The sequence below is a fragment of the Candidatus Avelusimicrobium fimicolum genome (assembly GCF_021632165.1).
In the GTDB taxonomy this organism is placed as follows: Bacteria; Elusimicrobiota; Elusimicrobia; order Elusimicrobiales; family Elusimicrobiaceae; genus Avelusimicrobium; species Avelusimicrobium fimicola.
This window is the reverse complement of the sequence record NZ_JAJWTS010000004.1, coordinates 1-15,126: the sequence shown is the minus strand read 5'-3', so window position 1 is coordinate 15,126 and position 15,126 is coordinate 1. Positions and strand designations below refer to the sequence as shown.

Annotated in this window: 10 protein-coding genes; 7 read left to right on the top strand and 3 right to left on the bottom strand. The window is 47.6% G+C overall.

The window, feature by feature from the left end; all coding sequences use genetic code 11:
• Nucleotides 1-36 precede the first annotated feature (36 nt).
• The 3 genes from purB (at nt 37) to ACQY2K_RS02615 (ending at nt 3,147) form a co-directional block, all read left to right on the top strand.
• Complete coding sequence (gene purB / locus ACQY2K_RS02625; protein WP_428040633.1) at nt 37-1,431, top strand: adenylosuccinate lyase; 1,395 nt, start codon at nt 37-39, stop codon at nt 1,429-1,431.
• A complete protein-coding gene (locus ACQY2K_RS02620) occupies nt 1,424-2,440 on the top strand; it encodes an adenylosuccinate synthetase (RefSeq protein WP_428040632.1) in 1,017 nt (338 codons plus the stop codon). Before purB ends, ACQY2K_RS02620 begins: the two co-directional genes overlap by 8 nt.
• A gap of 107 nt (nt 2,441-2,547) precedes the next feature.
• Nucleotides 2,548-3,147 carry an HAD family hydrolase gene (locus tag ACQY2K_RS02615; RefSeq protein ID WP_428040631.1) on the top strand — a complete coding sequence of 200 codons (600 nt, stop codon included), beginning with the start codon at nt 2,548-2,550 and terminating at the stop codon, nt 3,145-3,147.
• A gap of 36 nt (nt 3,148-3,183) precedes the next feature.
• Here the strand turns inward: ACQY2K_RS02615 and ACQY2K_RS02610 are convergent, their stop codons facing one another.
• Nucleotides 3,184-4,479, bottom strand: coding sequence for a CNNM domain-containing protein (locus tag ACQY2K_RS02610; RefSeq protein ID WP_177747488.1), 1,296 nt, complete (start codon nt 4,477-4,479; stop codon nt 3,184-3,186).
• A 112-nt stretch (nt 4,480-4,591) separates the two neighbouring features.
• Between ACQY2K_RS02610 and ACQY2K_RS02605 the strand changes: the two genes are divergently transcribed.
• The gene (locus tag ACQY2K_RS02605; RefSeq protein ID WP_428040630.1) at nt 4,592-7,075 is read left to right on the top strand and encodes a heavy metal translocating P-type ATPase; all 2,484 of its coding nucleotides are present in this window, start codon (nt 4,592-4,594) and stop codon (nt 7,073-7,075) included.
• Between the two features lie 98 nt (nt 7,076-7,173).
• The gene (locus ACQY2K_RS02600) at nt 7,174-9,105 is read left to right on the top strand and encodes an NAD(+) synthase (RefSeq protein ID WP_428040629.1); all 1,932 of its coding nucleotides are present in this window, start codon (nt 7,174-7,176) and stop codon (nt 9,103-9,105) included.
• Nucleotides 9,106-9,160: 55 nt separating this feature from the next.
• On the opposite strand, the gene ACQY2K_RS02595 is transcribed toward ACQY2K_RS02600, so the two are convergent.
• Entirely contained in the window at nt 9,161-10,369 is a 1,209-nt protein-coding gene (locus ACQY2K_RS02595; RefSeq protein WP_428040628.1) for a phosphopentomutase, read from the bottom strand.
• Between the two features lie 122 nt (nt 10,370-10,491).
• On the opposite strand from ACQY2K_RS02595, the gene ACQY2K_RS02590 reads away from it, so the two are divergent.
• The gene (locus ACQY2K_RS02590; RefSeq protein WP_428040067.1) at nt 10,492-11,019 is read left to right on the top strand and encodes a hypothetical protein; all 528 of its coding nucleotides are present in this window, start codon (nt 10,492-10,494) and stop codon (nt 11,017-11,019) included.
• Between the two features lie 49 nt (nt 11,020-11,068).
• Here ACQY2K_RS02590 and ACQY2K_RS02585 read toward each other — a convergent pair whose 3' ends face one another.
• On the bottom strand, nt 11,069-12,001 hold the full coding sequence (locus tag ACQY2K_RS02585) for a glycosyltransferase family 2 protein (protein ID WP_428040626.1): 933 nt from the start codon (nt 11,999-12,001) through the stop codon (nt 11,069-11,071).
• Between the two features lie 138 nt (nt 12,002-12,139).
• Between ACQY2K_RS02585 and ACQY2K_RS02580 the strand changes: the two genes are divergently transcribed.
• Nucleotides 12,140-14,314, top strand: coding sequence for a bifunctional diguanylate cyclase/phosphodiesterase (locus ACQY2K_RS02580; protein WP_428040625.1), 2,175 nt, complete (start codon nt 12,140-12,142; stop codon nt 14,312-14,314).
• Nucleotides 14,315-15,126: the final 812 nt, after the last annotated feature.

The window sequence follows — 15,126 nt, the reverse complement described above, 5'->3', positions numbered from 1 at the left end:
TCCAAAAAGACAGGGCAAATTTGATAAACTATATATATGAAGACTCCGGCGTTGTGCCCGTTAGACGGCCGCTATGGCGGCAGATTGGGTGCGCTCAGAAGTGTAATGAGCGAAGCCGCCTTTACTGCATCCCGCGTACGCGCGGAACTGGCCTGGTTTGAGGTTTTATCCCATTTAAAATTACCGCGTTTTGCGGTCTTATCCGCCCAAGAAACAAGTTTATTAAATACTTTGTTACCCCTGTCGGAGCAGGATTTAGAAATCATCCGCGCCTTAGAGTTTGACGGCTATGAAGATATCCCAGCCACCAAACACGACGTAAAGGCTGTGGAATACTTTTTAAAATTACGCTTAAAAAACACTCCGTTGCAGGACCGTTTGGAGTGGTTCCATTTTGCGCTTACGAGCGAAGATATCAACAGTGCGGCCTATGCTGTCTTGCTGGCAGACGGAGTGGAAGAGGCTCTTTGGCCCGCGTTGGAAAATTTACAAAAAGATTTAGCCAAATTAGCCCGTAAGGAATCGCGTTCTATTTTACTGGCGCGAACACACGGGCAAGCCGCCGTGCCGACAACTTTCGGCAAAGAAATCCGCGTGTTTGAAACGCGTCTAAACCGCCAATTAAAGGAACTCAAAAAGCGCGAAATTTCGTTAAAATTCGGCGGGGCTGTGGGAAATTACAACGCGCATTTGGCCGCATTTCCCAAGGTGAATTGGATTGCCGCCGCGCAACGTTTTGTAGCGGCCTTAAATAAAGGCCGTAAAATCAAGATTGTTTTAACTCCTGTTTCTACCCAGGTGGATAACCGCGACACTTACGCGGAACTGTTTGATAATATCCGCCGGATAAATACCATTTTGCTGGGATTGTGCCAAGATATGTGGCGTTATATTTCCGCCGGGCTGGTGCACCAAAAAACAACGGCAGGAGAGGTCGGTTCGTCCACAATGCCGCAAAAAGTAAACCCGATTGATTTTGAAAATGCCGAAGGGAATTTACAAGTAGCAGATGCGCTGTTGGAACTTTTTTCGCGCAAATTGCCTGTTTCCCGCCTGCAAAGAGATTTATCCGATTCCACCGTATTGCGCAATATGGCAGTTGCGTTTGGGTACGCGCTGACGGCTTATTTATCTTTGTTAAAGGGGTTTTCTAAAATTTCATTTGACCGAGCGGCGGCACAGGCTGAACTCGCCGCCCATCCCGAAGTTTTGGCGGAGGGCGTGCAAACTATTTTACGCGCGGCGGGCTATCCAAACCCGTACGAAACATTGCGTGATTTTACGCGCGGGCGCAAAATGACTCCCGCGTTATGGCAAGAATTTATAGAAGGGTTGGCCGTTAATGGGCCGACCAAACAGCGGTTGCGGGCGCTATCCTTAAAAAATTATTTGGGGCGCGCTGTGCAACTGGCGGAGGGAAAATATGATTGATATTGTTTGCGGCGGACAAGCCGGAGACGAAGGAAAGGGCAAAATTTCGGCTTATTTGTCTTATAAAGGAAATTACGATTACTGCGTGCGCGTAGGCGGCCCCAATGCCGGGCATACGGTCGTCAAAGACGGAAAATCTTACACACTTAAAAATATTCCGTCCGGCTTTTTGAACCCCAAAACCAAATTGGTGCTGGGGGCCGGGGCGTACACCAAAACCGAGTGGCTTTTAGACGAAGTAAACTTTACCGGCACGAAGGACCGCTTGATTATTGACCCGTATGCCGTGCTGATTACGGATGAACAGACTTCATCAGAAAAAAATGCAGAACACTTTATGAAACATATCGGCAGCGTGGGGACAGGCTTAGGGCAGGCCGTACGCGACCGCATTGAACGCCGCAATATTAAATTTGCCAAAGATGAGCCGTTGCTAAAAGATTTTATCCAAGATGTGCCTGAACTGTTAAACGGCTGTTTGGACAAAGGCGGCGAAGTATTGTTGGAAGGAACGCAAGGGATAAAACTTTCTTTGCTCCACGGAGAATATCCGTTTGTTACGTCGCGCGATACTACGGCCAGCACCTTTTTGGGTGAAGCCGGCCTTGGCCCCAAGAGCGTAAGAGATGTATATGTGGTGTTTAAACCGTACATTACCCGCGTCGGCCCAGGCCCGTTGGACCACGAAATGACAGATGAAAAAGAGTTGGAGGTATATCATACCAAAGGGCACGAAATCGGCAGCGTCAGCAAACGCTTGCGCCGCATTGGCGCGTTTGAAAAACGCTCCGCTTCCCGCGCCATTATGATTAACAACTGTACCAAAATCGCCATTACGCATATTGATATGTTCCCCGGTAACGACCGCGTGAAAAAGTACGGGGATTTTACCACCGAAGCCAAGGCTTTTTTGGAAAGTTTAAAACAACTCTCTGCCGAAGTTTATCCGCACCCGGAAATTGCACTCATTTCCACCGGGCCGGATATGGAAGATACCTTAGTCTTGTAGTTGTTTAAAATCTCTTTGCCCCGCTTTGGCTTACTGCCTGGCGGGGTTTTTGTTTATAGGTATTTACAGGGTGTTTTGTGCAAGTTATAATAAAGCAAGGGGGAGAAATGAAAGATATCATTTTTGATTTAGGCGGGGTGTTAATTGACTGGAATCCTCGCTACTTGTATAAAAAGATTTTTGCTTCCGCGGAAGAAATGGAGTGGTTTTTGACCTCCGTTTGCTCACCTGTCTGGAACGCCAAACAAGATGCGGGCCGTCCGTTTGCCGAAGGGATTGCTCAGACCAAGGCGAAATATCCTAAGTATGCACCGCAAATAGATGCTTATTTCTTGCGCTGGGAGGAAATGTTAGGCGGGCCAATTAAAGGAACCGTGCAACTTTTGCGTGAATTAAAATATAAAAATTACCGGATATTTGCGCTTTCCAACTGGTCGGCGGAGACGTTTCCTATTGCCCAAAAAAAGTTTGATTTTTTAGGTCTTTTTGACGGCATTGTTTTATCAGGCGAGGAAAAAATGAACAAGCCGGAGCCGGAAATTTACAAGCGGTTACTATTCCGCTACCAGTTGCAGGCGGAGAACTGTATATTTACAGACGACAACCAAGATAATGTTTCTGTCGCCCAGGCTTTGGGAATTGATGCAATTCTTTTTACCAATCCGGAACAACTGCACGTTGAACTTATTAAACGGGGAATTTTATAAAAACACCCCGGGAAAAACCGGGGCGTTAGATAGTGTTTATTCGGCCTTGCTTACAATGGCTTCCATTAGTTTGTGGCGGCGGAATTTGCGTGTTTCTAATATAATTCCGTTGGCTTTTATCTTTTCGTTTTTGGTGGGTTGGCGGCCGAGTTTGATACCAATCCATTTTTCCATCGTCATATTGTCCGGCACATCAGCCGGGATAGATAGATCCAACCGCTCAAATACCTCTGCCATTTTGGCACTGGCGCTGACAATCCACGCTTTGCCAAACGGTTTTATATAAGCGGGAAAGAAGTCGTATTCGTCCTCAATTTCGCCTACCATTTCTTCAAAAATATCCTCTAAGGTCAAAATTCCCGTGATTTTTTCGTCCTCGGTTACCAAACACAAGTGCTGTTTGCTCTTCATCATTTTTTCAAGCGCGGTTGAAATAATGGTATCGGCTTCCAAGCGCAGTACGGGGCGGACAATGGAACGCGCGCTTGTCGGCGCACCGCCAGACATTTTAGTTGATAAGAAAATATCCTTAAAATTTAAGTAGCCGATAATGCTCTGCGGGTCCTCGGGGTGTTCCTTTACCGGGAAACGGGTATGCATATCCAAATGCGCTTTTACAAAGGTATCCGCAATAGAATCGTCGGCATCCAGCATATATACTTGATTTAAAGGAACTTGAATTTCACGAATTTTGCGGATGCAAAACATCGCGCTGGACAGCACAATCTTTTCCTCCGTCTTGCCGAACAAGCGCGAAGACGAAGCAATGGCCGCCGCAGTGCGTAAATCTGCCATAGCGGCTTTTTGGGCTTCCTTAGGGTCCAGCGTTTTGGTAAAGGTTTTTTGGGTAAAAAAGCGGACGATGGCTTCCATTATGTGTACAATGGGCGATAACAGCGTGTAAAGCACGCGCATTACCGGGGAACATTTGAGCACTACAAATTCTTTATTTTTAATAGCAAAAGTTTTGGGCGTCAGTTCGCCGAAAATAATGGTAACAAAACTTAACGGTACCACTACAAACGCAACCGCTAACGCATCGGCAAGCCGCTTAGGCAAATCAAACCAATTCTGCAAAATGGGGGAAAACATTTCGTCTGCTCCGGCTCCACCCGTAGCGGCGGCTACCGCACCTACCAGCGTAATACCAATCTGCACTACCGCCAAACTGCCCTCCATATGGTCTTTCATAAACAGGGCTTGTTCCGCACCGGAACGCTTTTCTTGCGCCAAAATGGACAATTTCGTGCGGGAAACGGATGCCAGGGCCATTTCGTAAGCGGCCAGCAAGGCATTTAAAATAAGCATCAAAATAATAATAAGTATCGTCATATTTCATATATAGTGTAGCAAAAAGCAGGCGGATAAAGGCAAATTCCACCATCTTTTCTCCTTGACAATTTGCCTTGCAGGGTTTATTCTTATTAGCAGGGGGTTTTTAGATATGCAAAGGAAATTTCTTGTTTCGGGAATGACTTGTTCCGCTTGCCAGGCGCACGTGGAAAAAGCCGTGTCGCACATACCCGGGGTGCACTCGGCGGTTGTCAATTTATTACAAAATACCTTGTATGTAGATTATGATGGGGATAAATTAGTTCCGGCAGACATTGTGTCCGCCGTACGCCGGGCGGGATATGATGTGCCCTCAGAAAAACAAAATACGGCACCGCAAGCCTTGGCGCAAGCGCAGGCTGAAACATTAAAGATGCGTTTTTGGTTTTCTCTCGGGTTTTTATTGCCTTTAATGTATGTGAATATGGGGCATATGGCGGGCGGATTAGTGCCTGCTGGCATAATGCACAATCCGGGCATCTTTGTTTTGGTGCAATTTTTGCTGGTACTTCCGGTGCTTTTTTTAAACCGCCAATTTTTTACGCGCGGGCTAAAACAACTTTTTTTAGGCGCGCCCAATATGGATAGTTTGGTGGCTTTGGGTTCAGGGGCGGCGGTTATCAGCGGGGTGTGGACGCTCTTTAAAGTGTTGTATTTAATGCAACCCGAAAATTGGAGCGCCGCATTTGAAACGGCGGGTAACTTGTATTTTGAATCAGCCGCAATGATTTTAACCTTAGTTACCTTGGGTAAATGGCTGGAAGCGCGGGCCAAGGTCAAAACGTCCGCTGCTATTTCCGCCTTGGTGCGGCTGTTGCCTGCCCAAGCCACGGTCATACGAAGCGGCCAAGAAGTGCAAATTCCCGTAGAAGGGGTCGTCCCGGGGGATATATTGGCGGTGCGCTCCGGGGAACGGATTGCCGCGGACGGCGAAATTGCGCAAGGGAGCGGCTGGACGGATGAGTCCGCCTTGACGGGAGAGAGCGTGCCGCAGGATAAAACCGCAGGGGCCAAGGTGGCGGCAGGAACGCTCTTGACAAACGGCTATTTGCAGGTGCGGGTGCTCCGCACAGGCAAGGATACTACGCTTTCACAAATTATTAGTTTGGTGGAAGCCGCTTCGGGCAGTAAAGCCCCTATCGCAAGACTAGCCGACCGCGTGAGCGCGGTGTTTGTGCCGGCAGTATTGGGGATAGCCTTACTTACGGTGGTTGTATGGCTGTTTGCCGGGCAAGATTTTTCATTTGCCTTGTCGGCGGCGATTTCGGTATTGGTTATTTCCTGTCCGTGTGCGTTGGGGCTTGCCACGCCCACGGCTATTATGGTAGGCACGGGCACAGCGGCCCGCAACGGGATTTTAGTCAAAAGTGCGGCCGTATTGGAACGGGCCAATCGGATTACTACGGTAGTGCTGGATAAAACAGGCACCGTTACCACGGGGAAAATGCAAGTGGCTGCCGTGTTGCCCGCCAAGGGGATAACGGAGGAGGAGTTAATCAGCCAAGCGGCCGGGTTGGAACAATTTTCCCAACATCCGTTTGCGCGGGCCTTGGTGCAATACTCAAAAAGTAAAAATATATCCTTGCCCCCAGGGGAAAATTTTGCATTGGAACCTGGTTGCGGGGTTATAGCCCAGGTGGGAGGGGAAACCTTGCGCGGCGGAAATTTAAAATGGCTGAGTGCTTGCGGTATAGAAATTCCCCAAGGGGATACCTTGTCTGCCGGGGCCGCACAGGGCGGTAAAATTCCTATCTTTTTTGCGCGTGGAAAAAAATATTTGGGTGCGGTGCTGTATGCGGACACCATAAAGCCTACGGCGGCGGAAACGGTGGCGCAACTCAAACAAAAGGGGCTTAAAACTGTGCTTTTAACGGGCGATAACGAACTAACCGCGCGTGAAGTGGCCCGCCAAACGGGGATTGAAACTGTTATTGCGGGTGTGTTGCCGCAGGACAAGGAGGCTGTTATCAGCCGTTTGCAAGCATCAGGCGAAGTGGTGGCTATGGCCGGAGACGGTGTGAATGATGCGCCGGCTTTGGTGCGGGCCGATGTGGGTATTTCGTTCGGAAACGGTACGGATGTAGCGGCGGAATCGGCCGATATGGTACTATTAAAGAACGATTTGACGGGCGTGTTAGTTGCCTTGGAATTAAGCCGCGCGGTGCTAAATAACATAAAGGAAAATTTATTTTGGGCATTCTTTTATAACATACTGGCAATACCTTTGGCGGCGGGTGTGTTATACGGGCCGCTAGGGTGGAAACTGAACCCAATGGTGGCGGCTGCGGCAATGAGTTTCAGTTCGGTGTGTGTAGTTACTAATGCGCTCCGGCTGCGTTTTTTTAAACCGGCAGAGGTGAAAAATAAACAGACAAAAGGGGAAAAGCATATGCGTAAAACATTAATTATTGAAGGAATGGTCTGCGGACATTGTGCCGCCCGCGTGGAACGCGCCTTAAATGCGCTTCCGGGTGTGGAAGCCCGCGTTAATCTGGGCAAAAAAATGGCGGTGGTGGAATCGGCGGCTGCACTAGATGAGGAAGTCCTCAAAAAAACAGTGCAAGATGCCGGGTATGAGGTAGTTTCTATCCAATAGATTCTTACCCGTTTATAAAACAGGCCGGGCGGCACAAGCACCCGGCCTTTATAATTGATAAAATAAAATTAGATATCCCACAAGGAGACTTATACCCTATGAGCCATTTTGGTTTTGTAAAAGTAGCGGCCGGTGTGCCGCTTGTAAAAGTAGCCGATACGGCTTTCAATGCCGCCCAACTGGAACATTTAATTAACCAAGCCGCACAGCAAGGAGTGCGCGTAGTTGTATTTCCCGAATTATGTTTAACGGGATACACTTGTGGGGATTTGTTTTTAAAACCGCTTTTGGCCCAAGCCGCAGAGCGGGTGTTGGGGGCTCTTTTGCGCCGTACGGAAGGATTGGATATTATTTTTATAGTGGGGCTGCCGGTCCTGGCGGACAATGCCTTATTAAATGCGGCGGCGGTATGTTACCACGGCGAAATTTTGGGAGTAGTGCCGAAAACCTATTTGCCCAATTATAAAGAATTTTATGAACAGCGTTGGTTTACCTCTGCCTTAGAGTGGGGCGGCAACGAAGTAACCTTGTGCGGTATGCCTGTTCCCGCCGGGACAGATTTGCTGTTTGAAGCGGGCGGGATGAAATTTGGCATAGAAATTTGCGAAGATTTGTGGGCGGTTATTCCGCCGTCCTCCCGGTTGGCCTTGCAGGGGACGGACGTGATTTTTAATTTGTCCGCCAGTAACGCTTTGACGGGCAAACACGCCTATGTGCGCGAACTTGTCGCCCAACAATCGGCCCGCTGTTTGTGCGGTTATGTGTATGCTTCGTGCGGGTTTGGGGAGTCCACTACTGACGTGGTATTTGCCTCTAACGCGCTTATTTACGAAAACGGAACACCTCTTGCGTTTGCGGAGCGTTTTTCCGCCGAAGCGCAACTTGTATCAGCCGAAATTGACGTGGAACGTCTGCGTGCGGAACGCTTGATAAATACCACTTTCCGCGCGGACAGCGCGTATGAAACGGCGGATCCGTACGAATTGATAGAATCCGGACAACCTGTCTTGCCAATTACGCATTTAGAGCGGTTTGTGTCGCCCACTCCTTTTGTGCCGCGCGGAAGCCGGTTGGACGAAAATTGCCAAGAAATTTTTAATATCCAGGTAATGGGGTTAGCGACACGCATTAAAAACGCGCACGCCCAAACGGCGGTTATCGGCATTTCCGGCGGGTTAGATTCCACCTTGGCTTTACTTGTTTGCGCAAAGACCTTTGATAAACTCGGCTTGCCGCGTACGGGCATTGTCGGCGTAACGATGCCGGGCTTCGGCACAACGGACAGGACCTATCAAAATGCTCTTGCGTTAATGAAAAATTTGGGTATTACCTGGCGGGAAGTAAGCATAAAAAAAGCGTGCCAACAGCACTTTGCCGATATCGGACACGACGAAAAAGTGAAGGACGTTACTTACGAAAACACCCAAGCACGCGAACGCACCCAAATTTTAATGGATATTGCCAATCAAACCGGCGGTATGGTAATCGGTACGGGAGATTTGTCCGAATTAGCCCTCGGGTGGGCCACCTATAATGGCGACCATATGTCTATGTACGGAGTCAATGCGGGGGTGCCAAAAACCTTGGTGCGCTCGCTCGTGCTGTGGGCCGCCCAACACGAAACGGACAAGCAAACGCAGGTTGTTTTGCAAGATATCGCGGCCACACCGATTAGTCCCGAACTGTTGCCTGCCGACGCACAGGGCCAAATTGCGCAAAAAACAGAGGATTTAGTCGGCCCGTACGAATTGCACGATTTCTTTTTGTTCTATTTCCTGCGTTATGGCTTTTCCCCTGCCAAAATTTATTTTTTGGCACATCAAGCCTTTTCCAAGAAATTTGATTCGGCAACTATTAAGAAATGGCTCAAAGTGTTTTTCCGCCGGTTCTTTGCCCAGCAGTTTAAACGCTCCTGTTTGCCAGACGGCCCGAAAGTAGGTGCGGTGGCTTTATCTCCGCGCGGGGATTGGCGTATGCCCAGCGATGCAAGCGCGGACGTGTGGTTAGCCGAAGCGGAAAACCTGCGCTAATGCGTTTTGATGCACAAAAAACAGCCCCGGGAATTATTACCCGGGGCTGTTTGCGTTAGTCGTTTAGAAAACTCTTGCCAAATTTAAGGGACGGCAATTTAAAATAGTCCGCTATCGTTTGGCCAATGTCGGCGTAAGTATCTCGCCCGCCGAGAAAAGCCGGCTTTATATTGGGGCCAAACATAATCACCGGGACGTGCTCGCGTGTATGGTCAGTACCTTTGTAGGTGGGGTCGCAGCCGTGGTCGGCGGTAATAAAGGCAATGTCGCCTTCTTTCATTTGCGCGGCCAATTCCGGTAATCGTTTATCAAAATATTCCAATCCGCCCGCATATCCGGCTACGTCGCGGCGGTGGCCCCAAGTCATATCAAAATCCACAAAGTTGGTGAACGTCAGGCTGAAATCGGGCGCGTTTTTGGCTTCTTGCAAGGTTACGTTCCAAAGTTCTTCCAAGCCGGAGGCTTTGACGGCCCGGGTAATACCCTGTTTGGCGAAAATATCCGAAATTTTACCAACGGAAATAACTTCCCCGCCCGCGTTTTTAATTTCATCTAAAACCGTAGTCATCGGCGGTTTTACGGAATAATCGTGGCGGTTTTTGGTGCGTTTAAATTCTCCCCGTTTTTCACCCTCAAACGGGCGGGCAATCACACGCGCAATATTGTACGGCGCGACGTGCTTGAAAGCAATTTCACACAGTTTATATAAGCGGTCCAAGCCGAAATGTTTTTCGCTCGCGGCAATCTGAAACACGCTGTCGGCTGATGTGTAGCAAATGGGTTTCCCAGTTTTAATATGTTCTTCGCCCAATTCGTCAATAATCACCGTACCGCTGGCCGCCGTATTGCCTAAAATGCCGGGCAGTTCCGCTTCGTCGCAAATCTTTTTGATCAGTTCAGCCGGGAAAGATGGGTAATCCGGCTTGAAATAGCCCCACTCAAACTGTACGGGCGAACCGGCCATTTCCCAATGCCCGGAGGAGGTGTCTTTGCCGTGGCTGATTTCCCGCATAAAACCATATTTAGACGGCAAATCAATCTTTGCCCCTTCCTGCGTGCCTGCTTGCGGGGCACGGCCGGTGGAGGCTTCGGCTGCTTTTAACAAGCCAAGTTTTGCCAAATTGGGTACTTTTAGACCGCCCTGTGCGGCGGCAATGTGGCCTAATGTATCGGCACCGCTGTCTCCAAATTTAGCGGCATCTTCTGCTCCGCCAATGCCGAAAGAGTCCATCATCAAAATAACTGCACGTCCTTTTTGAGCCATAAAATATACCTCCAAGACTTTTCTTTTATTATACCCAAAAAAGGCCGGCCCGTCTAACCCGGTTTAGAACACGCGCCACAGCGCAAAATGATATAGTATATAGGAACCAAGGGGGGATACTTATGAAACAAGCCTATATGAATATGCGGAATTTTTGGCTGGATGTAAAAAATTTGGAAAACCGTAAAGGTGTGATTGAGATCGGCCCGGATGAGATTTCTGTTGCGGGAATTGAAATGGCCTTTTTGGACGGCGCGGAAACAAAACATTTGTTTTTAGCGACTAATTCGCTGGGCGACAGCAGTTTATATTTTGAAAATAATAGCAAAAGCGGTTTGGGCGGTGTAATCGGCGGGCACGGACACGAAGCCTTGCAAGAAGCCGCCGCGCGTATGTTGGCCCACGCCAGTAAATTAACAGGCAAAATGACACCTTTGCCGCTAGGAAGCGAAATGCCCGCGCCTACTTCGCCGGCTATGGTACGCTTATTTGCCGTATCTAAAAAGAAACTGTTTCATATTGAAATTGCGGAAACGGAACTGCGCAAACCGGAAAATGATTTCTATCCGTTTTTTGCCTACTCCCAACAAACCTTGGGGTTTTTCCGCCAACAGGAAACGGCCGCTTCCGCCAAAGAAGCGCACTCGTAAACGGATTTATTTCCAAAAAAGCCGCCTTGTTACGGGGCGGCTTTTTACGTTATTGGCAATTTATTTTTTCATCTATAATATACAACGGGCGTTGTTTTACTTCCATAAAAGTCCGGCCTAAATATTCGCCGATAACCCCCAAGGAAATAAGTTGTACGCCGCTGAAAAACAAAATCGCCACCATTAAAGACGAGTACCCGCTCACCGGGTTGCCAAAGATAATTTTTTTAGCCGCCACCCACAGCGCATACACAAACGCAAAGAGCGAAACTGAAAAGCCGAAATAGGTCCATAAACGCAACGGTATGGTAGTAGAAGCAGTTATGCCTTCCAGCGCAAAATTCCACAGCCGCCAATAGTTCCACTTGGTTTTGCCTGCTTGGCGGGCCTGGCGCACAAAGGGTATAGAAACAGACTTGAAACCTACCCAGTTAAAAAGCCCCTTCATAAAGCGTTCCCTTTCCGGAAGTTGCAAAAGGGCCTGCACCACGCGCTGGCTGATTAGGCGACAATCCCCGGCGTTTTCGGGCATTGGGCGGGTGGAAATAAAGTTGTAGAACTTATAAAAAGCATTTGCGCTAATGCGTTTTAGCCCAGAGTCCGTTTGGCGGTTTTGACGGGTGCCGTAAACCACATCATAGCCTTCTTTAAATTTTTCCAAAAAAGCGGGGATGAGTTCCGGCGGGTCCTGCAAGTCCGCATCCATTACAATAGCCGCATCGGCTTGGACGGCCTCATTTAGTCCGGCGGTCAGCGCGGCTTCCTTACCAAAATTGCGGGATAAGGAGATTACCTTTACATATTTGTTGCGGGCAGACAAGTCTTTTAAGTAAGAGCGAGTTCCGTCTGTACTTCCGTCATTTACAAAAATGTACTCAAAGCGGAAACCGTTTTCTTTTTGCAAAACAGGTTCTACCGCCTGCCAAAATACAGGCAGGGCTTCTTCTTCATTATAGGCAGGCACAATTAAGGCTATTTTCATACAGAGATTATAGCATAAAAGCCGGGCAGATTTATTCCGGTAAAAGCCCGTATAATTGATATAATAAATTGTGCAAACCCGGTCTTGCGGGAGGATGTTATTAAAAAGATTTCGTTTCGGTTTTTTATTTTGCTTTTTTTGGCTGCCGCAGGAGTAATAGCGGCGGGCGTGGTGTTTTATTGGCAACAAGTGAGCGAAATTTTGGCTGCCGACGTAAAATTAAATGTGGCCGCCGCCGGTAAAGAAGCCGCCAGCGACTTTGACCGCCTGCTTGAAACGGATGAACAGGTGCTTGCCTCCTTGGCCTTAACGGTGCAGGATTCGTACCCGTGGGCGGATTCCGCGCAGTTGACCGATTTCCTGCGAAGGCAAACGAATCACAACTATTTTAAATTATTGGGCGTTATTACGGCGGACAAGAAGTTGTATTTGTCTTCCCATCGTAATTTTACGTCGGCTTTTGTGGCCGATATTTCAGCCCGCACCTTGGAACAGGGAAAATACCTTTCCGTCCGTCAGGCCGACCCGTTAGACGGAGCCGATGTGTTGGTGCAGTCCGTTGCGCTTTATAAAGATGGCCGCCCCTTGGGTACGCTTTTTGCGTTGCAATTGCCCGACCGATATCAGCCGCTACTTACCCTGTCGGCTATGGGGGATAAAGGTTCTTCCTTAATTATAGAGCGAAGCGGAAACTTGGTGCTGTCTCCGCGCAAAGTGGGGTTTAAAAATATTTTTAGCCAGTTGGATAAAACCTTGCCCGGCAGTAAAGAGTTGGCAAAATTACGGCAAACGGTTTCAAACGGCAAAACGGCTTTGATAAGCGCACCGTTAGACGGAGGAACACGCTTTTTGTATTTTATTCCGCTGGGGCGGAACGGGTGGTATATGGTGTCTTCCCTTCCAACGCAGTTTGTGGAAGAACGCGCCCAGCATTTGGCGGTTTTATCGCTTATTTTATTTGCGTCTGTATTTGCTATTTTCTTTTCGCTCATTTTTTACATCTTGCATATGCGGGCATACAGCAACCGCCAGTTGTTTGCCACGGCATTTGTGGATAATTTGACCGGGGCAGATAATTTTAACCGGATGTGCGAAATGTTCCCGCAAAAACTGGCGGAACTGCACGGACGTGCGGCCTTGGTAATTTTTGATATTAATAAATTTAAGGTTATTAATGATTTACACGGCTACGAACGCGGCAACCAGGTGTTGCAGCGTATTGCGCAAGTCTTGCGTGAGCACGTTTCCCCCGATGAGTGCTTTTGCCGTTTGTCTGCCGACAATTTTATCCTGTTGTTAAAATATTCGGACCGCCGTTCTCTTTTGGCTCGTTTGCATACACTCAACACGCAACTGCGCCGAGATTGCACGGTGGAAGATTCCTGCCTGATGATAGACATCGCCTTTGGCGTGTATGAAATCAAAGAAGAAATTCCCTTTTATATTATGCTGGACCGGGCCCACTTGGCATTGGAAAAAGCCAAAAAGATGTCTGTTGACAAATGCGAATTTTACGACGAAGCCGACCGCAATCGGATTGTAGCGGAAAAACAAATTGAAAACACAATGGAAGATGCTTTGCGCCACGGAGATTTTGCCGTTTATTTACAGCCTAAATGTGATTTTGCCACCGGAGAAATGCGTGGAGCCGAAGCCTTGGTGCGGTGGCAGAGTGCGGGCGGAAAAATTGTACGGCCGGATGATTTTATCCCGATTTTTGAAAAAAACGGTTTCATTTTGCGCCTGGATATGTTTATTTTGGAAGAAGTTTCCCGGCTTTTGGCTGCGTGGAAAATTAAAGGCCTTAAACAAGTGCCGATAGCCGTTAATTTTTCCAGGCTTCACTTAAACGATTCCCGCTATATTCCCCAAATGTTGCGTTTGGTAAATAAGTACGGCGTACCGCACGAACTGATTGAAGTGGAACTGACTGAAAGTGTCATTTTTAACAACTTGGAGCACGCGCAGAATATCATCCGCCAACTGCACGGGAACGGCTTTTCTGTGGCGATGGATGATTTCGGCTCCGGGTATTCTTCCTTAAATGTACTGAAAGACTTGCAGTTTGACAGCATCAAACTGGATAAAGAGTTTTTGCGCGGTTTTGAACATAATCCGCACGCCCAAAAAGTAATTAAGGGGGCCGTGGCGATGATTAAAACATTAGGCATTAAAATTGTGGCCGAAGGGGTGGAAACCCGCGAACAAGCGGACTTTTTGCAGGGAATCGGCTGTAATTTGGCACAAGGCTATTTATTCGCCAAACCCCTCACGATTACCGACTTTGAACAACGGCTGAACAGCGGCGTTTAGCCGGACTTTGTTGAGCAACTATCCGAATACGCGCAGGCAGAACCCCTTAAATCTGTTATCTGCCGTATCGGTTACGAATATCAATTAAAATCAAATTACAAAAAATTAAGTTTTTACTATTAAATTGGGGAAAATAGGCATTAAAAAATCCCGCCAAAAGTTAAGCGGGATATAATATGGGGTGAAGGCGCTGGGGATCCCCTTATATGCTATCCATTTTCCGACGATAAAATACATTTTTGAAAAGGCCATCTATCTACCAATTTTCTCTCTTTCATATCTTTGTTCGTCGAACTTTCATATTATTTTCTTAATGTGGCCTTTTTCCGAGAAGAAGAGAGCAAGTTTTATCTATCTTTTCGCCTATTTGTATATTTTTACGCATGTAAGGATAGACACGTAGATATACTGCGGTTTGACCGCGGTTTCCCTTAGGTATTGAGTATCCTTTCGCACACGGACCGTTTTGTTTGGGAGTCAGAACAGTTTCATTCTCTCAATTTTCCCTATTTACAGGCAAAATACAGGGAATTTTGTCGTTTTGAGTCTAATAACTAAGGAAAGGGGATCAGCATTGTATAGTGGTGCACCTTTTAACACTACCCAAATTCCCTAAGATTATAACAGGGAAATTAAGTCGTTTTTTCGCTATTATTGTTGATTTTTAAGTAAGATATAGGTATCTTTCACTATTAATTTAAGGACTTTGATATGGAGCAATTTAACCAATTTATGATAAAAAATGCTATCCAAAATATATTAATTAAATTAATTTTGTTATTGGGCAGTATTGGTATTATAGAGTTTTTAAG